Origin of the sequence: Pseudomonas sp. MEJ108 (genome assembly GCF_030208985.1) — a bacterium.
GTDB classification, from domain to species: Bacteria; Pseudomonadota; Gammaproteobacteria; order Pseudomonadales; family Pseudomonadaceae; genus Aquipseudomonas; species Aquipseudomonas fragariae.
On record NZ_JARVSW010000035.1, the window covers coordinates 18,459 to 41,014 of the forward strand.

Sequence of the window (22,556 nt, forward strand, 5' to 3'; positions counted from 1 at the left end):
AAAGCTCATGAAACGAATAGCGACAGGGCAAAAGTGCTTCAGCCTTGATGCAGGCGTTGATCCTGACAGCCCGTTGCGTGGTTTTCCCCAGTGCCGGCAGGGGTAGACGAGCTGTTGCGGGGGTGAAAAATTTTTCCGAAATGGATGGGCTTTTTCCGACTGCCCGGGGTCACAGTCATGCGTCGTGCGAAATGTAGGCGGGCGCCGATTACACAAAGAGCATCGCTCGCAGGCTTCAATTCGTAGGGTTCGGCAGAGGAGGTGTCATGACACAACGCAGGGCAATGCTCATTCTTCACGGTAAACAGGCGCTCAATGAAGACGTGCGTGACGCGGTGGCAGACAAGCGCAAGCAGGGCTGGGAACTGGACGTGCGACTCACCTGGGAAGCTGGCGATGCCCAGCGCCTGGTCAGCGAAGCCCTGGCGGCCGGCCATCGGCACATCGTCGCAGGTGGTGGCGACGGCACCTTGCGCGATATCGCCGAAGCCCTGGCACTGGCCGAAACCAGTGCCAGCCTGACTATTCTGCCGCTGGGGACTGCCAACGATTTTGCCCGTGCGGCCGGCGTGCCGCTGGAGGTCTCCAAAGCCCTGCAACTGATGGACGTGGCCCCGCGTGCCGTCGATCTAGGTGAGGTCGGCGGCAAGCTGTTCCTCAACATGGCGACCGGCGGGTTTGGCAGCCAGGTCACGGCGAACACGTCCGAGGACCTGAAGAAGGTGCTGGGGGGGGCCGCCTATCTGTTTACCGGCCTGACCCGATTCAGCGAGCTGCATTCGGCGCATGGCGAGCTCACCGGGCCGGACTTCCACTGGCGCGGCGATCTGCTTGCCCTGGGTATCGGCAATGGTCGGCAGGCGGGCGGTGGACACGAGCTGTGCCCGACCGCACTGGCCGACGATGGTCTGCTCGACATCAGTATCCTGCCGGCGCCTCAGGAAGTGGTCGGCACGCTGAGGAGCCTTCTGGAGGGTGGGCTGGGTATCGACAATATGTTCATTCGTGCGCGTTTGCCGTGGGTAGAACTCAAGTCCACCCAGGGTCTGGATATCAATCTGGACGGTGAGCCGCTGTCGGGCGAGGACCTGCGTTTCGAGGCCCGGCCAGGCGCGCTTCACGTGCACCTGCCAGCGGACTCGCCGTTACTGGGCGGCGCACCGAAGCTCAATCGTCCAGACTGATAATCCGTTCGCGAACGCAGAACAGCACCAACCCGGCCACGTCAAATATCTGCAGGCGCTTCATGACCTGGGCGCGGTGAGTCTCGATGGTCTTGACGCTCAGTCCCAGGCCATCGGCGATCTCGCGTGTGGACTTGCCGCGCACGATCAGGCGCAGGATTTCAAGTTGCCGAGCGGTCAGGTGATACCGTTCCTTTGCCGACCGGGCCCTGTCAGATCGCTTGCCACGCAGGGCGCGCTCGATGACGGTGTGGGCAATGGCCGGGCTCAGGTAGCGCTCGTTGCCACGCAGCGCCCCCAGTGCCTGTTCGAGTTCCGCAGCCGTAGTGTCCTTGAGCAGGTAGCCCTGCGCGCCAATGTCGAGCGCACGCATGATCATGTCCGGATCGTTCTGCATCGACAGGATCAACACCTTGCAGTGCGGTTGCACCTTCAACAGCTGCTCGAGTGCATCCAGGCCGTCGACACTTTTCATGCAGATGTCGAACAGGATGATGTCGGGCTTGAGCTGCTGCGCAAGACCCGCCAGCTGCGCGCCGTCAGCCGTTTCGCCCAGGATGGTGTATCCAGGCATGTCTGCAACCAGCGCTCGCACGCCGGCTCTGATAAGGGAGTGGTCGTCGACCAGTAACAGATTGCAGGTCATTGTGATTTCTTGTGCAAATGGGGCCGCTCAAGCGCGTGTGCAGTCTCCGGTCATGCTTGAAGACGATGTTAGCGGCAGTGAAGACAATGAACGGAAAATGCTGACGTGACAACGCTGCCTCAATGACATCGCGATGCGATGCTCAACGGCCGGGCGTTATCGAGTGTTATTGGCGGGTCGCATCTTTCGGCGAGGCCGATTGCGCGGAGACGCTGGCCAGTTTTTCCAGCAGCTCGAGCTGTTCGTGGTCGTCCATCGTCAACTCGCCGGTGTGCGGATCGAGAAGTTCGACTTGCCAGTACATCAGTGTCAGGCAGTTCTTGACTGCCAGCACGGCTTCCTGGGAAAGCTCGCTGGCCTGGCTGCCGGTTTTCAACAGTTGACACAACTGGCGGGAAAAATCGGCAATGCACGGCACAGGAACGGCTTCTGCCTCCTGCGCCAGCTTGCGCAGGGTTGTCAGCAGGCAGCCGGTAGCGTCCTCATCGTTGGGGATCAGCTCCAGATGCGAAAGACATTCTTCCGACTTGTGCAAAAGTGCCTGAGACAGGTTCAGGAACTCGTCGTGCTTGTGCTGCCAATCGTTGTGGCTCAGCATCCTTTGTCTCCACTGATCATGGATAGCGAACTTCCGCCCGCGGCGAATGGCTGACAGTTAATGTCGATTTCAAACAAAAGTATGTAGGGCGTTTCTGAATGTTGCCAGCGTCGCTCGATTGCAAGGATTGGGACGCGGACACAAATCGGATGCCATTCATGTAGTGAGAATGCCGTCACAATAGTGGCAATTAGATGTCGATCATATCAGGTTATCCCTGATTGACTTTTTGCAGGTCTTTGATTCGGCTTTGGCCCAAAGGGCTACCGAGGCATTTCCGGTGCTGGTTTGTGGCTGGATTTACGTGTCTTGAAAGCGACACCAGTAAAGCATGATGCTAAAATGACATCAATGCTTGAGAGTGGCCGTTCATCGCCATTAAGGTCCGGCTGATTTCAGCCGATACAGGCTCAACAGAATCAACGCGACCATCGCTTCAGGAGCTAATAATGGCAGGCATTCTCGACACAGTAGATCAGCGCACACAACTGGTGGGCGAGAATCGCCTGGAAATCCTCATGTTTCGCCTTGCCGGTCGGCAGTTGTTTGCGATCAACGTGTTCAAGGTCCAGGAAGTATTGCAGCTACCCAAGCTGACCCTCATGCCGCAACGTCACTCGTTTGTGTGTGGCGTGGTCAACCTGCGCGGCCAGACCCTTCCGGTCATCGACCTCTCCCAGGCCATCGGCATGCGTCCGCTGGTGCCGGGTCCAGGCAGCACGATCATCGTCACCGAATACAACCGATCGGTTCAGGCGTTCCTGGTTGGCGGCGTCGACCGCATCGTCAACATGAACTGGGATGCCATCATGCCGCCGCCGGTCAGCGCCGGTCGTCAGCATTACCTGACCGCGATCAGCAAGGTCGATGATCAACTGGTAGAAATCATCGACGTTGAAAAAGTACTCGCCGAGATCGTGCCTTACAACGCCAAGGTGTCCCGCGAGAAGCTTGAAGACCCGGTGCTGGAAAATGCCCTTGGCCGCGAAGTGTTGCTGGTCGACGACTCCAAGGTCGCGCTGGCGCAGCTGCGCGACACGCTGTCTCAGTTGGGCCTCAAGCTGCACGTCGCCAGCGATGGCCTCAAGGCGCTGAACATGCTCAAGGCCTGGGCGGATGCAGGCGAGAACGTGCATGAGAAGCTGCTGATGGTGTTCACCGATGCGGAAATGCCGGAAATGGACGGCTATCGTCTGACCACCGAGATTCGTAACGATGCACGCCTGCGCGGTTTGTACATCGTCCTGCATACCTCGTTGTCCGGCAGCTTCAACGAATCGATGGTCAAGAAGGTCGGCTGTGACAACTTCCTTTCCAAATTCCAGCCCGACAAGCTGGTCGAGGTTGTGCGCGAACGTCTTCTGATGATTGTCTGACACCGCGCTCGATTCTACATCGCGAGTGCCGCCGGCTCCGGCATCGGATAAGCTTTGCTGTCTGCAGCAAAGCTTATCCAGCCCTCAAAGGAATCGGCGCCCATGTTACGTCTCAGCTCGCTCTATCGTTTCCCGCTCAAATCCTGCAAGGCCGAGTTGATGCAGCGCGCATCGTTCGATGCGTTGGGGTTGGCGGGTGATCGACGCTGGATGCTGGTCGACGCCGGCAATGGCAGGTTCTTCACTCAGCGCGCGCTGCCGCACATGTCCCAACTGTCGGTGTTGTGGAACGCCAGCGGCGGTGTAACGCTTTCGGCACCCGGCTTCGAGCCTCTGGATGTCGCGGTTCCGCCGGATATCGACTTGAACCTGCGGGGTGTGACCGTCTGGCGTGACTCGTTGCAGGTGCCGGACGCGGGCGATGAGGCAGCCGAATGGGTCAGCCGGTTTATCGGCAAGCCCACGCGTATGGTCTATCTGCCGGCAGAGCGTGCACGCTGGATCCCTGGCGGCTATCAGACGGTCAACGACCGGGTGAGCTTTGCCGATGGTTTTCCATTGCTGCTGATCGGCCAGGGCTCGCTCGATGACCTGTCAGCGCGCATGGGCAGGCCGATGGAAATGCTGCGCTTCAGACCCAATCTGGTGATCGAAGGGGCCGAGGCCTTTGCCGAGGATGGCTGGAAACGTATCCGCATCGGCGACATCGAGTTCCAGCTGCTCACGCCTTGTGCGCGCTGCATCCTCACCACCGTCGACCCGGCAACCGGCGAGCGCAGTGCAGATCGCGAACCGTTCGCTACGCTCAAGACTTATCGGGAAGTGGAAGGCAGCGTGCTGTTCGGTCAGAACGTGGTCAACGAGGGTTTGGGCGAGCTTGAAGTGGGGATGTCAGTCGAAGTGCTGGAGTAGGGGCAGGCGCCGCCGTTGTCTGGCAGGAGTGCTTAACGCAGCACTCCTGCCGACCGGTCACTGGTCGTCGAAAAACCGCTCGTGCCAGTCCACCAGAGGCTGCGGCGAGTTGAGTTTCTGGCCGTAGATCACCGAGTACGACAACACGTTCTGCACGTACTGACGGGTCTCATCGAATGGAATGCTCTCTACCCAGACATCGAAGGCCAGATGGTTGGCACCTTTGAGCCATTGGCGCACGCGCCCGGGACCTGCGTTGTAGGCCGCTGAAGCGAGCACCCGATTACCGTTGAACTGCGCATGCACCGAGCTCAGGTAGGCGGCGCCCAGCTGGATGTTGGTGTCCGGATCCAGCACCTGCTGAGGCGAGGCCAGCGGGATGCTGTACTTGCGCGCAGTCTCCTTGGCGGTGGCAGGCATTAGTTGCATCAGCCCGCTGGCGCCGACGCCCGAGCGGGCATCGTCCATGAAGGCGCTTTCCTGGCGCGTGATGGCGAACACCCAGCTCGAATGCAGGCCGCGCACCTTGGCTTCGCGTACCAGCGTGTCGCGGTGCGCCATCGGGAAGCGAATATCCAGATCGTCCCAGTATTGCGCCTGGCTGATGGTACGGATTGCCGGGAAATACCATTGCATGTCATAGGCCAGCTTGGCCTGGGCAACCATCTCGTCACGATTGAACAGGCGGCTCACGTGATACCACTCGCGTCGGCCGTTGACGATCTCGCCGCGATCGTGAAACTCCAGTGCGCGACGCACGCCTGGCGTGTTGCGTACCTTGTTGATCAGTGCCTGGCTCAGCACCAGCGGCTTGTTGTTGAGCTGGTAGGGGCTTTGAGTGCGGTCGGCAGCCAGAAACCCGTAGAAATCACGCTCCTTGGCGACATCCTTGTACAGCGCGGCAATCAGCGGGCTGTTGGGTTGTGCCAGTTCCAGAGAGCGGGCTTCCCAGTAACGCCAGCGATTGGTCGCTGCCAGATCCTTGGGCAGTCGGCGCGCCAGCTCGTAGGCGTCTTCCCAGCGACCCAGGCGCAGCAGCAGGCGCAGGCGCCATTCGGTCACGGTGTCGTCACGCAATTCAGGGTCGTATCTGGTCATGACCTCCAGTGCGCGGTCGTCATAACGACGTGCCAGGGTCAGGCCGATTTCCTTGGCGATCTCGACCTGCTCTTCGCGGGAGAAATGCATGGTCGCGGCATAGCCATCGAGCATCGACAGGGCTTTCTGCGGGTCCTGCTTGGCGAGCCGGCGCAGGCCGAGACCGACCACATCGGACATCGCCTCGTCTACCGGGGCAAATTGCGACGGGTTGCTGACCATCTCCGGTTTCTGCGCGACCGCCAGCAGCAGACGGCCTTGCGGTGCCAGCGAGTTGAGGCTGTCCACCAGCGTGCTGGCCAGACTGTAATTGCGCGTCTGTGCCGCCAGCTTGGCGCGCTGCCAGCGCTTCTGTTCGGTCAACTGGCCGGCGGCCGCCCACTGGGCAAAGAAACCGTCACAGGCCGCGGGTAATGTCTTGCCGGTCATCCACAGCTTTTCGGCACTGGCAAAGCCTTCGGCGCGCTTGTTGCTGTTCAGCTGATACTGCCCGTACAGGCAATCCAGCTCGACGAACTTCATCTTCGGGTCGTAATACTTGACGAAGGTTTGCCAGTCGCCACGCTCGGCCAGCCAGCGCAACCAGCGCAGCTTCATCCAGTTGGCTTGCGGCAGGTCGCCGTGCTCGGCAAGAAACTTCTCGATTTCGGGATTGCTTGCCGTTTTCAGGCGTGTCGTCAGTTCGTCGTATTCGAGGTAAGGCTCCAGCGGATAGTCGGCCAGGGCCGTGGCGTACATCTGGTAGGGGCCGGAATCGCCTTTGGCCAGTGCGCGCTTTGCTTCGTCGTAATACTTGCGTTGTTGGTTGAGGTCTACCGCATGAGCAGTCTGGACGGCGGTGGCGGAGAGGAGCAGGCACGATAAAAGGCTGAACAAACGACTGCGCATGAGACTTCCGAGCAGATGAGTCGGTGAAAAGTATTGCTAGCTTAGCCTTTTGCCAGCTCTTGGTGAAAGCATTGCCGACGAGCTTGTCTCATATGGAAATAATTGGCGCTCATAAAGTCTTGTCGAGGCGCGCGGCGGTGCCACGAATGCCGACATCTGCCTGCTATCTCAGGTAGAATGCGCGCCCGGTTTTTGGAGAAGCTCATGACCCTGCTCAAATTCAGCGATGTGTCCCTTGCTTTCGGCGCCATGCCGTTATTGGACAAGGTGTCCTGGCAGATCGCCCGTGGCGAGCGGGTGTGCATCATCGGCCGTAACGGCACAGGCAAATCCAGCATGTTGAAGCTGGTAAAAGGCGTTCAGAAGCCTGATGAAGGGGCTGTCTGGCGTGCGCCCGGCCTCAAGATCGGTGAATTGCCGCAGGAATTGCCGGTAGCCGACGGACGGACGGTGTTCGACGTGGTTGCCGAAGGTCTGGATGGCGTCGGTGCCTTGCTGGCCGAGTACCACCACCTGGCGCAGAACTGCGTCACCGAGGAAGACCTGAACAAGCTGATGCATGTTCAGCAGGACCTCGAAGCCCGTGATGGCTGGCGCCTGCAGCAACTGGTCGAGAGCACCCTCAGCCGCTTGCAGCTGCCTGCCGACAAAACCCTGGCCGAACTGTCCGGTGGCTGGCGTCGCCGTGTTCTGCTGGCTCAGGCTCTGGTGTCCGAGCCGGACCTGCTGTTGCTCGACGAGCCGACCAACCACCTGGATATCGGCGCCATCGCCTGGCTTGAAGAAGCCCTCAAGGATTTCCAGGGTGCAGTGCTGTTCATCACGCACGACCGGGCATTCCTGCAAAACCTTGCGACCCGCATCCTTGAGCTGGACCGCGGCGGCCTGATCGACTGGGACGGCGACTACGCCAGTTTCCTGGTCCACAAGGAAGCCGCGCTGGCCGCCGAAGAGACCGCCAACGCACTGTTCGACAAGCGTCTGGCCCAGGAAGAAGTCTGGATCCGTCAGGGCATCAAGGCGCGTCGTACCCGTAACGAAGGTCGCGTGCGTGCGCTCAAGGAGCTGCGTGTAGAACGCAGCGAGCGTCGGGAGCGTACCGGCAAGGCCAACATTCAGCTCGACACTGCCGAGAAATCCGGCAAGCAGGTCATGGTCCTCGATAACGTCAGCTTCGCCCACCCTGGCGGGCCGACCCTGATCAAGGATTTCTCCATGGTCCTGCAGCGCGAGGACCGTATCGGTCTGCTCGGCGCCAACGGTACCGGCAAGACCACGCTGCTCAAGCTGATGCTCGACAACCTGCAGCCGACCGGCGGCAAGGTTGAAGTCGGTACGCGTCTGGACGTCGCCTATTTTGACCAGTTGCGTCACCAGCTCGATCTGGAAAAGACCGTGATCGACAACGTTGCCGAGGGACGTGATTTCATCGATATCGACGGCCAGAGCCGTCATGTGCTGAGCTACCTCGGCGACTTCCTGTTCAGCCCGCAACGTGCCCGCACGCCGGTCAAGGCGCTGTCCGGTGGCGAGCGTGCCCGTCTGTTGCTGGCCAAGCTGTTCAGCAAGCCAGCCAACCTGCTGGTGCTCGACGAACCCACCAACGACCTGGACGTCGAAACCCTGGAGCTGCTCGAAGAGGTTCTGCTGACCTTCAAGGGCACCGTGCTGATGGTCAGTCACGACCGGGCATTCCTCGACAACGTCGTCACCAGTACCTTGGTGTTCGAAGGTGAGGGCAAGGTTCGCGAGTACGTGGGTGGTTATCAGGACTGGCTGCGTCAGGGCGGTTCGCCGCGTCTGCTGGGCGTCGCCGACACCAAGTCGGGCAAGGCCGAACTGGCCAGCGCTGTGGTGCAGGCCGCACCGGTCGCTGCGCAGGACATGCCGGTGGCGAAGAAGAAGCTCAGCTACAAGCTTCAGCGCGAACTGGAAGCGTTGCCTGCGCAGATCGATGAAGTCGAAGGCAAGATGGCCGCGCTGAACGCGGAAATGGCCGAGCCGGGCTTCTACCAGCGCTCGTCCGAGCAGACTGCAGCGGTGCTGGCGCAGCTGGAAAGCCTGCAGGCCGAGCTGGACAAGCTGCTGGAGCGTTGGGCCGAACTGGACGAGTGATCGTCCGGCGCGTTCCTGAGATGCAAAAAAAGCCCGGGTTAACCGGGCTTTTCGCTGTAGCGGGTCAGCTCACTCGGGCTTCTTGAGGCTCACTGCCAGTACATCACAGGGTGCGCCGTGCAGAACGTCGTTGGCAGTCGAGCCGAGCAGCAGAGCCAGGCCGTGGCGGCCATGGCTGCCGACAACGATCAGATCGCATGCTTCGCTCTTGGCCAGCTTGTGGATTTCCTGGCGTGGCTGACCGAACACCATGTGGCTTTCGCTGTGTTCCAGTTGCGGATACTTGAGCTTCAGCTTGCCGAGCTTCTCCCTGGCCTGATCGATCTGTTGCTGTTGCAGCTGTGAAAGGTCCATCGGCACGTCGCCGCCGAACGCCATCGCGATCGGTTCGACGATGTGCACGACCGACAATTTTGCCTCGCTGGCCTTGGCCAGCAGGCTGGCGCGACGGATGACCGGGTCACACTCATCGGTGAGGTCGATGGCAACCAGAATGTGTTTGTATGGCATGAGGGTGTCCTCCGGGAGAATTGCAGTGATGGGAGTATGGCTCTTTCGTTGGCATCTGGGCAGGCCCATGTGCAAGTCATTGTTTTCAAGAGTGTTGTAAAGAGCCTGAAATCGGCTGGGGGCAAGAAATATGACGGTCTGGATAGTCCTGTCAATCATTGGTGTAATGCTGAGTCCGCTGGTGTGGTTACGCCCCTCGCGCCAGCAGAGCGGCAGGATGGCGTTGCGCATGCAGGCGCGGCGTCTGGGTATGGGCATGCAACTGACACCGCAGGAGTGGCCGCACTGGTTGAGCAAGGAGCCGCCCAGCCCTTGTGCGCAGTACCATCGTCCGCGTCGGGGCTCGCATGCAGATGCCTGGGTGTACTGGCAAAGCGAGCCGGGCGAGTGGCGCAATCGCTGGCGCGAACCTTGCGAAGACGCGAAGCTGCTGCCTTACCTGCAAACATTGCCCGTGGATGCCTACAAGGTCGAGGCTGACGGGCAGCTGGTTGCGGTGTACTGGGCGGAGCGGGGCGAGGCAGAAGTGTTACAGCGTATTGATGCGCTGCTCAAGGCGCTGGCCTGACCCTGAATCGCAGGCATTAAAAAGCCCGATAACAACATCGGGCCGGGGTTGGCCAGGCAGGCCGATAATTCGTCGCGTGCCGACAGGCTTTCGCCGCCATGTCGGCTTTCGCTGTTGCGCACCCGCAAATCAGCTGCATTGCGAGCCTCTTGTGGCGCAGTGCTGCGACTCTAGACCTTTTGCTCCTTTTTGTCGCGATTCCTGCAAATATTTTTTGCGCGTGCCCTCGTGCGGTGCGTTCCTGGCTGATTTTTCCCTGTACCTATCGAATGTCACGCGGCGTGGCTATCGTCATGCATAGCCCGGCATCCCTGGCGTTGCGGCGTATCATTGCGTGCCAGATGCGGCAGCTGCAGGGCATTCGAATGGCCACTATCATTACTGCGAATGATGGAGGATCGCAGGTCTTCGTGGGCATTATGGCCTTGGGCATGCTCCTGTTAAAACGTGGATTTTCAGGCGTTTTGTCGAATTGACAATCCTGTGGTTATGCCTGATGGTGTGCGTACCCAAATCAAACGGGCGTATGAAATGAGCGTTTGGTCGTCAGAGGGCTCTGACAGAATCCCGACTACCACGTCGCGGCGGTAAGCGTGTGATTTGGCGTGTTCATCGACGGCGACGTCGTAGCCCCGTCGGACATTGAGGTTCGGCGGGTATTGTTCAGCTTCCATATTGTGGAGATCAGTTGATGATTTACGAAGGTAAAGCCATCACGGTTAAGGCTCTTGAAAGTGGCATCGTCGAATTGAATTTCGACCTCAAGGGTGAGTCCGTCAACAAGTTCAACCGTCTCACCCTCAATGAGTTCCGCCAGGCAGTCGATGCGGTCAAGGCCGACGCATCGGTCAAGGGCGTGATTGTCACCAGTGGCAAAGATTCATTCATTGTCGGCGCCGATATCACCGAATTCGTCGACAACTTCAAGTTGCCGGAAGCTGAGCTGGTCGCCGGCAATCTGGAAGCGAACAGGATTTTCAGTGATTTCGAAGACCTGAACGTGCCGACTGTCGTGGCAATCAACGGTATCGCGCTGGGCGGCGGTCTGGAAATGTGCCTGGCCGCAGACTATCGAGTCATCGCCAGCAGCGCTCGCGTCGGTCTGCCCGAGGTCAAGCTGGGCCTGTACCCGGGTTTCGGCGGCACCGTGCGTCTGCCACGCATCATCGGTGCCGACAACGCGATCGAGTGGATTGCCTCGGGCAAGGAAAACGCCGCGGAAGACGCTCTCAAGGTGGGTGCCGTGGACGCAGTGGTAGCGCCCGACAAGCTGCAGGCCGCCGCCCTTGATTTGATCCAGCGCGCCATTTCCGGCGAGTTCGATTACAAGGCCAAGCGTCAGCCGAAGCTGGACAAGCTCAAGCTCAATGCCATCGAACAGATGATGGCATTCGAAACCGCCAAGGGCTTCGTTGCAGGTCAGGCCGGCCCGAACTATCCGGCCCCGGTCGAAGCCATCAAGACCATCCAGAAAGCCGCCAACTTCGGTCGTGACAAGGCGCTGGAGATCGAAGCCGCCGGTTTCGTGAAAATGGCCAAGACCCCTGCTGCGCAGAGTCTGATCGGCCTGTTCCTGAACGATCAGGAGCTGAAAAAGAAAGCCAGGGGCTACGACAAGATTGCCAAGGACGTGAAGCAGGCGGCCGTACTGGGCGCCGGGATCATGGGCGGCGGCATTGCCTATCAGTCGGCAGTCAAAGGTACGCCGATCCTGATGAAGGATATTCGCGAAGAAGCCATTCAACTGGGTCTGAACGAAGCGTCCAAACTGCTGGGTGGTCGCCTGGAGAAAGGTCGTCTGACCGCGGCGAAGATGGCCGAAGCGCTTAACGCCATTCGTCCTACGCTGTCCTACGGCGATTTCGGCAATGTCGATCTGGTCGTCGAAGCTGTCGTCGAGAACCCCAAGGTCAAGCAGGCGGTACTGGCCGAAGTCGAAGCCAACGTGGGTGAAAACACCATTCTGGCGTCCAACACCTCGACCATCTCGATCAGCCTGCTGGCCCAGGCCCTCAAGCGCCCGGAAAACTTCGTCGGCATGCACTTCTTCAACCCGGTACACATGATGCCGCTGGTGGAAGTGATCCGTGGCGAGAAATCCAGTGAAGAAGCGGTCGCGACGACCGTTGCCTACGCCAAGAAAATGGGCAAGAACCCGATCGTGGTCAACGACTGCCCGGGCTTTCTGGTCAACCGTGTGCTGTTCCCGTATTTCGGTGGTTTCGCCAGACTGGTCAGTGCGGGCGTGGATTTCGTGCGCATCGACAAGGTCATGGAAAAATTCGGCTGGCCGATGGGCCCTGCCTACCTGATGGACGTGGTCGGTATCGACACCGGCCACCATGGTCGTGATGTCATGGCCGAAGGTTTCCCTGATCGCATGAAAGATGATCGCCGCTCTGCGATCGATGCCCTGTACGACGCCAAGCGCCTCGGGCAGAAGAACGGCAAGGGTTTCTACGCCTACGAAACGGACAAGAAGGGCAAGCCCAAAAAGGTCAATGACCCGGCCGTGCTGGACGTGCTCAAGCCGATTGTCTACGAGCAGCGCGAAGTCAGCGATGAAGACATCGTCAACTGGATGATGATCCCGCTGTGCCTGGAAACGGTCCGCTGCCTGGAAGACGGCATTGTCGAAACCGCTGCCGAGGCTGACATGGGCCTGATCTACGGTATCGGTTTCCCTCCGTTCCGTGGCGGCGCGCTGCGCTACATCGATTCCATCGGTGTTGCCGAATTCGTTGCCCTGGCTGACCAATACGCCGAGCTGGGTGCCCTGTATCAACCGACCGCGAAGCTGCGTGACATGGCCGCCAATGGCCAGAGCTTCTTCGGTCAAGCGTCTTCCGAGGAATGAACCAATGAGCCTTAATCCAAGAGACGTCGTGATTGTCGACTTCGGTCGCACCCCGATGGGCCGCTCCAAGGGCGGCATGCACCGCAACACCCGCGCCGAAGATATGTCCGCGCACCTGATCAGCAAATTGCTCGAGCGCAACAACAAGGTCGACCCGGCTGAAGTCGAGGACGTGATCTGGGGCTGCGTCAACCAGACCCTGGAACAGGGCTGGAACATCGCGCGCATGGCGTCATTGCTGACCCAGATCCCGCACACCTCGGCTGCCCAGACGGTCAGTCGTCTTTGTGGATCGTCCATGAGCGCACTGCACACGGCTGCTCAGGCAATCATGACCAATAACGGTGATGTGTTCGTCATCGGCGGTGTCGAGCACATGGGCCATGTCAGCATGATGCATGGCGTTGACCCGAACCCGCACATGTCCCTGCACGCCGCCAAGGCCTCCGGCATGATGGGCCTGACCGCCGAAATGCTCGGCAAAATGCACGGCATCACCCGCGAGCAGCAGGACGCTTTCGGTCTGCGCTCCCACCAGTTGGCGCACAAGGCAACGCTGGAAGGCAAGTTCAAGGACGAGATCATCCCGATGCAGGGCTATGACGAGAACGGTTTCCTCAAGGTCTTCGACTACGATGAAACCATCCGTCCGGACACCACCCTGGAAAGTCTGGCGGCACTCAAGCCTGCCTTCAATCCCAAAGGTGGTACCGTGACTGCCGGTACGTCCTCGCAGATCACTGACGGTGCGTCGTGCATGATCGTCATGTCGGCCCAGCGTGCCCAGGACCTCGGCATCCAGCCGATGGCGGTGATCCGTTCGATGGCGGTGGCCGGTGTCGACCCCGCAATCATGGGCTATGGTCCGGTTCCGGCGACCCAGAAAGCGCTCAAGCGCGCCGGCCTGAGTATTGCCGATATCGACTTCTTCGAGCTCAACGAAGCGTTCGCTGCACAGGCCTTGCCGGTGTTGAAAGATTTGAAAGTGCTCGACAAGATGAACGAGAAGGTTAACCTGCACGGCGGCGCCATCGCTCTGGGGCATCCTTTCGGGTGTTCCGGTGCACGCATCTCCGGCACTTTGCTCAACGTCATGAAGCAAAATGGCGGCACCTTCGGCGTGTCGACCATGTGTATTGGTCTGGGTCAGGGCATCGCGACCGTTTTCGAACGCGTCTGATTCCCGAGTGTGATGCGAGCCGGGGCTTGGTGCCCCGGCTTTTGTTTTTTGAAAAAATGGTTTCAGGCAAATTTTTTGGACGTGTTACAAGGGGACCGCAACATGCAACTGCAACCAGGGCTCTATCGCCATTACAAGGGCCCGCACTACCGGGTTTTCAGCGTTGCAAAACATTCCGAAACCGAAGAGGAAGTCGTGTTTTATCAGGCTTTGTACGGCGATTTCGGCATGTGGGTACGTCCCTTGGGCATGTTTCTGGAGTCGGTCGAGGTTGACGGCGAGCACGTCCCGCGCTTTGCTCTGATAGAGGCTGAACCCAGTCTGTTTTCCCGAACGTGAGAGGCGATTGCACAACAGGCTGTGCTTGACCTCACCTTGTAGCCACTATATATAGCGTGGCCTTTACAAGCTCCTCACTGTCTTTCATCTAGTATTCAGGAATTTTCTGATCCATGGGCAAATCGCTGGTCATCGTGGAATCCCCGGCTAAGGCCAAGACCATCAACAAGTATTTGGGCAACCAGTACGTGGTGAAGTCGAGTATCGGCCATATCCGAGACCTGCCCACCAGCGGTTCGGCGAGTGCCGCCAAAGATCCTGCCGCCAAGCGTGGCAAGGCTGCTGCGGGCGAAGGCCCGGTGCTGACGCCGAAAGAAAAGGCGCAACGCCAGCTGGTCTCGCGCATGGGAGTCGATCCGGAACACGGCTGGAAAGCCAAGTACGAGATCCTCCCCGGCAAGGAAAAGGTCATCGAAGAGCTGCGCAAGCTCGCCAAGGATGCCGACATCATCTATCTCGCGACGGACTTGGACCGCGAAGGGGAAGCCATTGCCTGGCACCTGCGCGAAGCCATCGGGGGGGATGACAGCCGCTACAAGCGCGTGGTGTTCAACGAGATCACCAAGAAAGCCATTCAGGAAGCGTTTTCCAAGCCAGGCGAACTGGATATTGCCCGGGTCAACGCCCAGCAGGCGCGTCGCTTCCTCGACCGCGTCGTCGGCTACATGGTCTCGCCGCTGCTCTGGCAGAAAGTCGCCCGTGGCTTGTCCGCCGGGCGTGTGCAGTCGGTCGCAGTAAAACTGGTGGTCGAGCGCGAACGTGAAATCCGTGCGTTCAACCCAGAAGAGTATTGGGAGATCCACGCCGATCTGGGCACCGCCAAGGGCGCCAATGTGCGTTTCGAAGTGGCGCGTGAAAACGGCGAAGCATTCAAGCCGCTGAATGAAACCCAGGCCATGGCCGCCCTTGAAAAGCTCAAGGCGTCCAGCTACAGCATCGTCAAGCGTGAAGACAAGCCGACCAGCAGCAAGCCATCGGCGCCGTTCATTACCTCGACCCTGCAGCAGGCAGCGAGCAACCGCCTGGGCTTCGGCGTGAAGAAGACCATGATGATGGCTCAGCGCTTGTACGAAGCGGGCTACATCACCTACATGCGTACCGACTCGACCAACCTGTCGGCTGACGCAGTGAGCATGGCGCGTGACTACATCGGAACCGAATTCGGCAAAAAGTACCTGCCGGAGTCGCCCAACGTCTACAGCAGCAAGGAAGGCGCGCAAGAGGCGCACGAAGCGATTCGTCCTTCCGACGTCAACACTCACCCGAGCAAACTGACCGGGATGGAGCGTGACGCCGAGCGTCTTTACGAGTTGATCTGGCGCCAGTTCGTGGCCTGCCAGATGCTGCCTGCGCAATACCTGTCGACCACCGTCACGGTCGCCGCGAGCGATTTCGAGCTGCGCGCCAAGGGCCGCATCCTCAAGTTCGACGGTTACACCCGTGCACTGCCGCAGATGGCCAAGCCGGGCGATGACGATGTTCTGCCGGACATGGCGCAGGGCGAAACGCTGAAACTGAACAAGCTCGACCCAAGCCAGCACTTCACCAAGCCGCCTGCGCGTTACTCGGAAGCGAGCCTGGTCAAGGAGATGGAAAAGCGTGGCATCGGCCGCCCGTCGACCTACGCTGCGATCATCTCGACCATTCAGGACCGTGGCTACGTGGCGTTGCATAACCGCCGCTTCTACTCGGAAAAGATGGGCGACATCGTCACTGGACGTCTGTCCGAAAGCTTTTCCAACCTGATGGACTATGGCTTTACCGCCGGGATGGAAGAGAACCTCGACGACGTGGCGCAGGGTGAGCGCGACTGGAAAAACGTGCTGGACGAGTTCTACGGCGATTTCCGTAAAAAACTCGAGGTGGCCGAGGCCGCTGATGGTGGCATGCGCGCCAACCAGCCGGTGATGACCGATATCCCGTGCAAGGTGTGCGGCCGTCCAATGCAGATCCGTACTGCCTCGACGGGCGTTTTCCTGGGTTGCTCCGGCTACAGCCTGCCACCCAAGGAACGCTGCAAGGCGACCGTCAATCTGACCCCCGGCGACGAAATTGCCGACGATGATGAGGGTGAGTCCGAGTCGCGGGTTCTGCGCGGCAAGCATCGCTGCCCGATCTGCAGCACGGCGATGGACGCCTACCTGCTGGACGAGAAGCACAAGCTGCATATCTGCGGCAACAACCCCGATTGCACCGGTTACGAGATCGAGGAAGGCACTTATCGCATCAAAGGTTATGAAGGTCCGAGCCTGGAATGTGACAAGTGCGGCAGCGAGATGCAGCTCAAGACCGGCCGTTTCGGCAAGTTTTTCGGCTGCACCAATCCGGACTGCAAGAACACCCGTAAACTGCTGAAAAGCGGCGACGCGGCGCCGCCGAAGATGGACCCGGTGAAAATGCCGGAGCTCAAGTGCGACAAGGTTGACGATACTTACATCCTGCGTGACGGGGCTTCGGGTCTGTTCCTGGCCGCCAGCCAGTTCCCGAAGAATCGCGAAACCCGCGCGCCGCTGGTCATCGAAATCGCCCCGCACAAGGACGAAATCGATCCTAAGTATCACTTCCTTTGCGAAGCGCCGAAGAAGGATCCGGACGGTCGTCCAGCCGTGATCCGCTACAGTCGCAAGACCAAAGAGCAATACGTCCAGACCGAAGTAGAAGGCAAGCCTACCGGCTGGCGTGCGTTCTACGACGGCAGCGCCTGGAAGGTTGAAGACAAGCGTTGATCGCAAATGCCCGGCTCAAGGGAGTCGGACGCTGTTTTCGACAGGCATCCGCCTGTTTCGCCGGACTGTCCAGGCGTCACAGGCTATGCTGTTTTCTATCCCATCGTTGTGGAGAGTGTCGCCATGGCTCATGAGCTCTATACCCGTACCAACCAGAAAATCTATTTCGCAGGGCTCTCGCTCGAAGCGTTGGGCAGGGCGGAGAAGGGGCAGGCGGTGAACTCTCCTGCGTTGTTGCAGGCAGAGCGTGAGTCCGCGCTGTTTCATCTGTATGGTGCGCTGCTGGGCCTGTGCCACGAGATCGCTGGCTACTACCGTTTGCCGCAGGCCGGCGCGCGTCGTGCGGAAGAATTGTTGACGCAGGAAGTGCTGAACGCCATCGCCATTCCCGAAATGGCCGAGCTGTTAGAACTCGCCCAGAATCGCCAGACATGGCTTGCGCAACTAATGGCGGCCTACAACGCATTGTATGAGCCACCGCGTGCGCCGAAAAAGCTCAAGGGTGATGTCACGCAGCCGATGATACAGGCAGTGAACCTGGACGCCGAGCCGGAGTCTGAACTCTCACGTGAAGAGCTCGAAAATTGGCGTCAACAACTCAAAGGGTTGGCCATCCGTTTTCGTGAAGGCCTGAGCGAGTGCTGAAAACCAATGAAGTAAGGGCTGGCAGGCTGTTACAATGCCGGCTTATCGCGGAGTAACTGTACCAATGCCTACCTCTTTCCTGGAAATTGTCGAACTGCCTGACGGACGTATCGAGCTGCGTCGTGCCGATGACGAGGGTTCTCTGGTAACGCTTGATTTCTCTGCGGATGCCAAAGCGTTCATGCAAGGTCAGCATGTCGAAGTCGCCAAAGCCATGTTGAGTGTGGGTGTGCAGATGGCAGGCCGCCTGGCTGAAGGCGAAATCGAAAAGGACGATGTACCCCACGTTCTGCACTGATCGACGACCGGGCCTCAGCCCAGCCGGATGTTCAGGCTCTGTGCTTCCCCGATTTTTGCTGCACTGATCAATTGCTGACGCGCTATGGCGCCCAGCGGGTTGATCCAGCTCACCACCGTATGACTACGGCCCAGTCGAAGTGCTTCGCGCGTCAGCTCCAGTACGCTTTGTATGCCGCGTGGCTGCAGCAGCAGAATCCGCTCCCTGTTGAGTCCCGCGTCGCGCAGCCATGTCTGCGTCAGGCTGGATGGCGGTGCGATCAGTGTCAGCCAGCGCGCATCCAGTTCCTCGCTCAGCTCCCGAAGGATGGGTGCCAGCAGGTTGAGGCAGTTCCCGGCGGCGCCGCGCAATGACAGCTCACTGAAGGGCTCTGGCTCATCGCCCCAAGGCGTTTCGACTGCATTTGTGAGCAGCGGGGCGATGGGCTGGGCCAGAAACGCCTCGAACAGCGGCAATTGCGAATGCGGTGCTTGATGGAACTGCATAACGTCTCCTTAGCGGCGAATGACGCCGACGCTCAAACCTTCGATCACCAGTTCCTGATCCTTGAGATCGACCTCGATGGGTGCGAAATCAGGATTTTCCGCCAGCAGCCAGACCTTGCTGCCTTCACGCTTGAAACGCTTGACGGTCACTTCATCGCCTATCCGGGCAACCACGATCTGGCCGTTGCGAGCCTCACGCGTGGTGTGCACGGCGAGCAGATCACCGTCCAGAATGCCGACGTCCTTCATGCTCATGCCATGAACGCGCAACAGGTAGTTGGCGCTGGGGTGGAAGAAGGAAGGATTGATGTTGCAGGACTCCTCGATGTGTTGCTGCGCCAGGATCGGTGCACCTGCTGCAACGCGGCCGATGACGGGCAGGCTGCTGTCGTCCTGCCGCGCTTCGAAGCCGGGGATGCGAATGCCGCGTGAAGCACCCGGAGTCATTTCGATAGCGCCTTTGCGGGCCAGGGCCTTGAGGTGCTCTTCCGCCGCGTTGGGCGATTTGAAGCCCAGCTCCTGAGCGATCTCCGCACGTGTCGGCGGGAACCCGTTGTCTTCCAGGCAGCGTTTGATGAAACCCAGGATTTCAGCCTGGCGTGGCGTCAGTTTGATCATGAGGGGCGCTCTGGCTTTTTATACAGTGACTGGGATTATATACAGTGAAGGCGCGTTGGCAATCATCCATTTCATTTTCGCCGCCAGGCGGTGTTTAACCCGGGCGGAGCCTCTGGTCAAAAACCTCGGCAATGCCTGTCTTTTGTCATTTAACATCCTTTACCGTGACTGTTCGGCCACAAAATGAACGGTCCGGCTTGACAATCGAGGCGTTTGATACGTATGTTTCAAACGTTCGTTTGTTAGGCAGAGAGCCATGGCCCAGTCGGAAACCGTTGAACGCATTCTTGATGCTGCAGAGCAGTTGTTCGCAGAGAAAGGCTTTGCCGAAACGTCCTTGCGTCTTATCACCAGCAAGGCGTCGGTCAATCTGGCTGCGGTGAATTATCACTTCGGCTCGAAGAAGGCGTTGATTCAGGCCGTGTTCTCGCGTTTTCTGGGACCGTTCTGCATCAGTCTCGATCGCGAACTGGAACGCCGCCAGGCGAAACCCGAACACAAGCCAAGCCTTGAGGAACTGCTGGAGATTCTCGTCGAGCAGGCGCTTGTGGTGCAGCCGCGCAGCGGTAACGACCTGTCGATCTTCATGCGCCTGCTGGGGCTTGCCTTCAGTCAGAGCCAGGGCCACCTGCGGCGCTACCTCGAAGACATGTATGGCAAGGTGTTCCGTCGCTACATGACGCTGGTCAACGAAGCCGCGCCGCGCATTCCGCCCATCGAGCTGTTCTGGCGCGTGCACTTCATGCTCGGCGCTGCGGCGTTCAGCATGTCCGGGATCAAGGCCCTGCGCGCCATTGCCGAGACCGATTTCGGCGTCAATACCTCCATCGAGCAGGTCATGCGCCTGATGGTGCCTTTTCTGGCCGCAGGCATGCGCGCCGACACCGGCGTCAGCGATCCTGCGATGATCGCCACCCAGCTCAGGCCGCGGACCAAGAGCAGCACCAGCACACCTGCGGTCGCCAAGGCCTGAAGCCTCTGCCTTGAATCAACCTCTGCCCTGAATCAGGCTGCACCGGCGTGTCGCATTGCGTCGGGCTTCAGGATCAAGCACCATGCCCGGATTGTGAACGAGCACTGGTGTGTAAGGGTTTTTCTATGAGTTCTGGCCTGCAAGGCTCCCTGATGGTCGATGTCGCCGGCACCTGGCTGACCAGCGAAGACCGTCAGTTTTTGCGTCAGCCCGAAGTGGGCGGTTTGATCATCTTTGCCCGAAACATCGAGCATCCCCGTCAGGTTCGTGAATTGAGCGCCGCGATTCGTGCCGTGCGCCCGGACCTGCTGCTCGCTGTCGATCAGGAGGGCGGCAGGGTACAGCGCCTGCGTGAGGGCTTCGTACGCCTGCCGCCGATGCGCGCCATCGCCGACAAGCCTGACGCCGAGCATCTGGCTGAGCATTGTGGCTGGCTGATGGCGACCGAAGTGCTGGCGGTCGGACTGGACCTGAGCTTCGCCCCGGTGCTGGACCTCGACTACCAGCGCAGCGCTGTGGTCGGCACGCGTTCGTTCGAAGGCGATCCGCAGCGCGCGGCGTTGCTGGCAGGGGCGTTCATTCGTGGGATGAACGCCGCCGGCATGGCTGCCACCGGCAAGCATTTTCCCGGTCACGGCTGGGCTGAAGCCGATTCTCATGTGGCTATCCCGAATGACGAGCGCAGCCTGGAAGAGATCCGCGCCAATGATCTGGTGCCGTTTGCACGCCTGAGTCAGCAGCTGGCTGCAGTGATGCCGGCGCATGTCATCTACCCGAAAGTCGATTCGCAGCCCGCTGGCTTTTCAAGGCACTGGCTGCAGGACATTCTGCGCGACGAACTGCAATTTGACGGTGTTATTTTCAGTGACGACCTGTCGATGGCCGGCGCTCATGTCGTCGGGGATGCGGCCAGCCGTATCGAGGCAGCGCTGACAGCCGGATGCGACATGGGTCTGGTGTGCAACGACCGCGCGGCCGCAGAGCTTGCGCTGGGCGCTGCGCAGCGCCTGAAGGTCAAGCCTTCGCCACGTATCGCCCGTATGCGCGGTCTGGCGTCGGCCAGTACCGACTATCGGCAACACCCGCGCTGGCAGGCCGCGCTCCAGGCTCTGCGCGCTGCTCAACTGATCGATTAAGGATTTGCGATGACTGTTTACGCGATTATTGGTGGTACTGGCCTGACCCAGCTCGAAGGCCTGAACATTCGGCAATCCCTGCCGATGAACACGCCTTATGGCGCACCTTCCGGCGAAATCCAGATCGGCGACTATGCCGGTCGCGAAGTGATGTTTCTGGCGCGCCACGGCCACCCGCACCGCTTGCCGCCGCATCAGGTCAACTACCGGGCCAATATCTGGGCGCTCAAGCAGGCAGGTGCCGAAGCGATTCTTGCGGTCAACGCAGTTGGTGGCATTCATCCGGCCATGGGCACCGGGCATTTCTGCGTGCCGCATGATCTGGTCGACTACACCAGCGGTCGCCAGCACACATTTTTTGCCGATGACCTGGAAGAGGTCACGCACATCGACTTCAGCTATCCGTACAGCGAGCCACTGCGTGCCCGGCTGATTGCGGCGTTGGCGGCTGAGGGATGCGCGTTCTCCGATCGGGGCGTCTATGCCTGTACCCAGGGACCGCGTCTGGAGACCGTTGCCGAAATCATCCGCCTGGAGCGTGATGGTTGCGACATCGTCGGCATGACTGGCATGCCCGAAGCCGCGCTGGCGCGTGAGCTGGAGCTTGAATACGCCTGCCTGGCGCTGGTGGTCAATCCGGCAGCGGGCAAGTCGACCACCGTCATTACCATGGCGGAAATCGAACAGGCCCTGCGCGACGGAATGGGCAAGGTGAAAGCCACGCTTGCCCGGGTTCTGTCAGCGTCCTGAATTACAGCATGCGCTTGAGGGTATTGTCCTTGCGCACCAGATGGTGCCAGAGCGCAGCGATCACATGCAGACCGATGACATAGTAGAAGATCGAGCCCAGCAACTTGTGCAGGTCTTCGAACGTCTCGGCCAGGTGGTCCGAGGTGGCCAGCGGCCAGGGAATCTGCAGGTCGGTGAGGGGGATGGGCAGCGCGCCTTTTTCCACCATCACCGTCAGCAGTCCCAGTAAAGGCTGGGCAAGCAGAAACCCATACAGCGCGTAATGGGTCAGGGTCGCGACAATGCGCAACGCCCCCTCAAGTGGCGGTGTGATGCCGGGCGGACGATGGCGTCGACGCTCGGCGACACGGAAAAACGCCATGATCAGAATCAGAATGCCGACCCAGTAGTGACTCTGCACAACCAGCAAGCGGTATTCAGAGCCCTTGCCGAACTGAGTGCGGCTCAGAATCAGGGTGTAGGCCAGCACGATCAGAATGGCCATGACCCAGTGCAGCCATCTGGCCCGGGCGGTGTAGCGTTGAGAAGTCGATACATCCACGGTTTGATTCCTTGTCTCTTTTTTTTGCAGGTCTGGTAGACAGCTTAGGCTGTCGATCGGGCGCCTGCGTTTCATGTTGGCCTGAGTTTTTCGCGTGCATCTCCGGCCATTGA

General features: G+C 59.7%; 21 protein-coding genes. 14 read left to right on the plus strand and 7 right to left on the minus strand.

Translation table 11 applies throughout. The features are described from left to right. Positions 1 to 266: 266 nt before the first annotated feature. Positions 267 to 1,184, plus strand: a complete 918-nt coding sequence (yegS, locus tag QRN50_RS16605; protein WP_011268343.1) for a lipid kinase YegS — start codon at positions 267 to 269, stop codon at positions 1,182 to 1,184. Here yegS and QRN50_RS16610 read toward each other — a convergent pair. Beyond that, entirely contained in the window at positions 1,168 to 1,830 is a 663-nt protein-coding gene (locus tag QRN50_RS16610) for a response regulator (protein ID WP_003403720.1), read from the minus strand. The two genes, yegS and QRN50_RS16610, sit on opposite strands and share 17 nt — an antisense overlap. A gap of 166 nt (positions 1,831 to 1,996) precedes the next feature. Further along, the gene (locus QRN50_RS16615) at positions 1,997 to 2,428 is read right to left on the minus strand and encodes a hypothetical protein (RefSeq protein WP_003403718.1); all 432 of its coding nucleotides are present in this window, start codon (positions 2,426 to 2,428) and stop codon (positions 1,997 to 1,999) included. Between the two features lie 449 nt (positions 2,429 to 2,877). Here QRN50_RS16615 and QRN50_RS16620 point away from each other — a divergent pair, with 449 nt between their 5' ends. Then, positions 2,878 to 3,804, plus strand: coding sequence for a chemotaxis protein CheV (locus tag QRN50_RS16620; protein WP_058822200.1), 927 nt, complete (start codon positions 2,878 to 2,880; stop codon positions 3,802 to 3,804). A gap of 102 nt (positions 3,805 to 3,906) precedes the next feature. Further along, entirely contained in the window at positions 3,907 to 4,716 is an 810-nt protein-coding gene (locus QRN50_RS16625) for an MOSC domain-containing protein (protein WP_024641793.1), read from the plus strand. Between the two features lie 57 nt (positions 4,717 to 4,773). On the opposite strand, the gene QRN50_RS16630 is transcribed toward QRN50_RS16625, so the two are convergent. Continuing rightward, positions 4,774 to 6,702 carry a transglycosylase SLT domain-containing protein gene (locus QRN50_RS16630; protein WP_024638383.1) on the minus strand — a complete coding sequence of 643 codons (1,929 nt, stop codon included), beginning with the start codon at positions 6,700 to 6,702 and terminating at the stop codon, positions 4,774 to 4,776. A gap of 204 nt (positions 6,703 to 6,906) precedes the next feature. Here QRN50_RS16630 and QRN50_RS16635 point away from each other — a divergent pair, with 204 nt between their 5' ends. After that, positions 6,907 to 8,817, plus strand: coding sequence for an ATP-binding cassette domain-containing protein (locus tag QRN50_RS16635; RefSeq protein WP_024638384.1), 1,911 nt, complete (start codon positions 6,907 to 6,909; stop codon positions 8,815 to 8,817). A 69-nt stretch (positions 8,818 to 8,886) separates the two neighbouring features. On the opposite strand, the gene QRN50_RS16640 is transcribed toward QRN50_RS16635, so the two are convergent. After that, the gene (locus QRN50_RS16640; protein WP_011268338.1) at positions 8,887 to 9,327 is read right to left on the minus strand and encodes a universal stress protein; all 441 of its coding nucleotides are present in this window, start codon (positions 9,325 to 9,327) and stop codon (positions 8,887 to 8,889) included. A gap of 130 nt (positions 9,328 to 9,457) precedes the next feature. Between QRN50_RS16640 and QRN50_RS16645 the strand changes: the two genes are divergently transcribed. The 7 genes from QRN50_RS16645 to QRN50_RS16675 all read left to right on the plus strand — a co-directional run bounded on the left by QRN50_RS16645 (position 9,458) and on the right by QRN50_RS16675 (position 17,940). Then, positions 9,458 to 9,895 carry a hypothetical protein gene (locus QRN50_RS16645; RefSeq protein WP_003403705.1) on the plus strand — a complete coding sequence of 146 codons (438 nt, stop codon included), beginning with the start codon at positions 9,458 to 9,460 and terminating at the stop codon, positions 9,893 to 9,895. Between the two features lie 691 nt (positions 9,896 to 10,586). Beyond that, positions 10,587 to 12,752, plus strand: a complete 2,166-nt coding sequence (fadB, locus tag QRN50_RS16650; RefSeq protein ID WP_096126609.1) for a fatty acid oxidation complex subunit alpha FadB — start codon at positions 10,587 to 10,589, stop codon at positions 12,750 to 12,752. A gap of 4 nt (positions 12,753 to 12,756) precedes the next feature. Continuing rightward, positions 12,757 to 13,932, plus strand: a complete 1,176-nt coding sequence (gene fadA / locus QRN50_RS16655) for an acetyl-CoA C-acyltransferase FadA (RefSeq protein WP_003370497.1) — start codon at positions 12,757 to 12,759, stop codon at positions 13,930 to 13,932. A 102-nt stretch (positions 13,933 to 14,034) separates the two neighbouring features. Then, the gene (locus QRN50_RS16660) at positions 14,035 to 14,271 is read left to right on the plus strand and encodes a DUF1653 domain-containing protein (protein ID WP_011268333.1); all 237 of its coding nucleotides are present in this window, start codon (positions 14,035 to 14,037) and stop codon (positions 14,269 to 14,271) included. 113 nt (positions 14,272 to 14,384) lie between these two features. Beyond that, positions 14,385 to 16,997 carry a type I DNA topoisomerase gene (gene topA / locus QRN50_RS16665; protein WP_011268332.1) on the plus strand — a complete coding sequence of 871 codons (2,613 nt, stop codon included), beginning with the start codon at positions 14,385 to 14,387 and terminating at the stop codon, positions 16,995 to 16,997. Positions 16,998 to 17,120: 123 nt separating this feature from the next. Further along, positions 17,121 to 17,642 (plus strand): DUF6586 family protein, encoded by a 522-nt coding sequence (locus QRN50_RS16670; RefSeq protein WP_003403699.1) that lies wholly within the window; start codon positions 17,121 to 17,123, stop codon positions 17,640 to 17,642. A 64-nt stretch (positions 17,643 to 17,706) separates the two neighbouring features. Then, a complete protein-coding gene (locus tag QRN50_RS16675) occupies positions 17,707 to 17,940 on the plus strand; it encodes a hypothetical protein (RefSeq protein ID WP_003315798.1) in 234 nt (77 codons plus the stop codon). Positions 17,941 to 17,954: 14 nt separating this feature from the next. Here QRN50_RS16675 and sulA read toward each other — a convergent pair whose 3' ends face one another. Both sulA and lexA read right to left on the minus strand, forming a co-directional pair. Further along, positions 17,955 to 18,425, minus strand: coding sequence for an SOS-induced cell division inhibitor SulA (sulA, locus tag QRN50_RS16680; protein ID WP_003403697.1), 471 nt, complete (start codon positions 18,423 to 18,425; stop codon positions 17,955 to 17,957). 9 nt (positions 18,426 to 18,434) lie between these two features. Then, complete coding sequence (gene lexA / locus QRN50_RS16685) at positions 18,435 to 19,043, minus strand: transcriptional repressor LexA (protein WP_003403693.1); 609 nt, start codon at positions 19,041 to 19,043, stop codon at positions 18,435 to 18,437. A gap of 256 nt (positions 19,044 to 19,299) precedes the next feature. Between lexA and psrA the strand changes: the two genes are divergently transcribed. From psrA to QRN50_RS16700, 3 genes are all read left to right on the plus strand, one after another. Then, positions 19,300 to 20,016: a transcriptional regulator PsrA gene (psrA, locus tag QRN50_RS16690; protein WP_096126610.1), complete on the plus strand. Its 717-nt coding sequence runs from the start codon at positions 19,300 to 19,302 to the stop codon at positions 20,014 to 20,016. A gap of 125 nt (positions 20,017 to 20,141) precedes the next feature. Continuing rightward, complete coding sequence (nagZ, locus tag QRN50_RS16695; protein WP_096126611.1) at positions 20,142 to 21,152, plus strand: beta-N-acetylhexosaminidase; 1,011 nt, start codon at positions 20,142 to 20,144, stop codon at positions 21,150 to 21,152. Positions 21,153 to 21,161: 9 nt separating this feature from the next. Then, the gene (locus tag QRN50_RS16700; RefSeq protein WP_096126612.1) at positions 21,162 to 21,902 is read left to right on the plus strand and encodes an S-methyl-5'-thioinosine phosphorylase; all 741 of its coding nucleotides are present in this window, start codon (positions 21,162 to 21,164) and stop codon (positions 21,900 to 21,902) included. A 1-nt stretch (position 21,903) separates the two neighbouring features. On the opposite strand, the gene QRN50_RS16705 is transcribed toward QRN50_RS16700, so the two are convergent. Beyond that, positions 21,904 to 22,443, minus strand: coding sequence for a cytochrome b (locus QRN50_RS16705; RefSeq protein WP_096126613.1), 540 nt, complete (start codon positions 22,441 to 22,443; stop codon positions 21,904 to 21,906). Positions 22,444 to 22,556: the final 113 nt, after the last annotated feature.

What these genes read in the sequence shown, in the direction of transcription:
- yegS (WP_011268343.1), top strand. Translation starts at nt 267, where the DNA reads ATGACACAACGCAGGGCAATGCTCATTCTTCACGGTAAACAGGCGCTC.
- QRN50_RS16610 (WP_003403720.1), bottom strand. Translation starts at nt 1,830, where the DNA reads ATGACCTGCAATCTGTTACTGGTCGACGACCACTCCCTTATCAGAGCC.
- QRN50_RS16615 (WP_003403718.1), bottom strand. Translation starts at nt 2,428, where the DNA reads ATGCTGAGCCACAACGATTGGCAGCACAAGCACGACGAGTTCCTGAAC.
- QRN50_RS16620 (WP_058822200.1), top strand. Translation starts at nt 2,878, where the DNA reads ATGGCAGGCATTCTCGACACAGTAGATCAGCGCACACAACTGGTGGGC.
- QRN50_RS16625 (WP_024641793.1), top strand. Translation starts at nt 3,907, where the DNA reads ATGTTACGTCTCAGCTCGCTCTATCGTTTCCCGCTCAAATCCTGCAAG.
- QRN50_RS16630 (WP_024638383.1), bottom strand. Translation starts at nt 6,702, where the DNA reads ATGCGCAGTCGTTTGTTCAGCCTTTTATCGTGCCTGCTCCTCTCCGCC.
- QRN50_RS16635 (WP_024638384.1), top strand. Translation starts at nt 6,907, where the DNA reads ATGACCCTGCTCAAATTCAGCGATGTGTCCCTTGCTTTCGGCGCCATG.
- QRN50_RS16640 (WP_011268338.1), bottom strand. Translation starts at nt 9,327, where the DNA reads ATGCCATACAAACACATTCTGGTTGCCATCGACCTCACCGATGAGTGT.
- QRN50_RS16645 (WP_003403705.1), top strand. Translation starts at nt 9,458, where the DNA reads ATGACGGTCTGGATAGTCCTGTCAATCATTGGTGTAATGCTGAGTCCG.
- fadB (WP_096126609.1), top strand. Translation starts at nt 10,587, where the DNA reads ATGATTTACGAAGGTAAAGCCATCACGGTTAAGGCTCTTGAAAGTGGC.
- fadA (WP_003370497.1), top strand. Translation starts at nt 12,757, where the DNA reads ATGAGCCTTAATCCAAGAGACGTCGTGATTGTCGACTTCGGTCGCACC.
- QRN50_RS16660 (WP_011268333.1), top strand. Translation starts at nt 14,035, where the DNA reads ATGCAACTGCAACCAGGGCTCTATCGCCATTACAAGGGCCCGCACTAC.
- topA (WP_011268332.1), top strand. Translation starts at nt 14,385, where the DNA reads ATGGGCAAATCGCTGGTCATCGTGGAATCCCCGGCTAAGGCCAAGACC.
- QRN50_RS16670 (WP_003403699.1), top strand. Translation starts at nt 17,121, where the DNA reads ATGGCTCATGAGCTCTATACCCGTACCAACCAGAAAATCTATTTCGCA.
- QRN50_RS16675 (WP_003315798.1), top strand. Translation starts at nt 17,707, where the DNA reads ATGCCTACCTCTTTCCTGGAAATTGTCGAACTGCCTGACGGACGTATC.
- sulA (WP_003403697.1), bottom strand. Translation starts at nt 18,425, where the DNA reads ATGCAGTTCCATCAAGCACCGCATTCGCAATTGCCGCTGTTCGAGGCG.
- lexA (WP_003403693.1), bottom strand. Translation starts at nt 19,043, where the DNA reads ATGATCAAACTGACGCCACGCCAGGCTGAAATCCTGGGTTTCATCAAA.
- psrA (WP_096126610.1), top strand. Translation starts at nt 19,300, where the DNA reads ATGGCCCAGTCGGAAACCGTTGAACGCATTCTTGATGCTGCAGAGCAG.
- nagZ (WP_096126611.1), top strand. Translation starts at nt 20,142, where the DNA reads ATGAGTTCTGGCCTGCAAGGCTCCCTGATGGTCGATGTCGCCGGCACC.
- QRN50_RS16700 (WP_096126612.1), top strand. Translation starts at nt 21,162, where the DNA reads ATGACTGTTTACGCGATTATTGGTGGTACTGGCCTGACCCAGCTCGAA.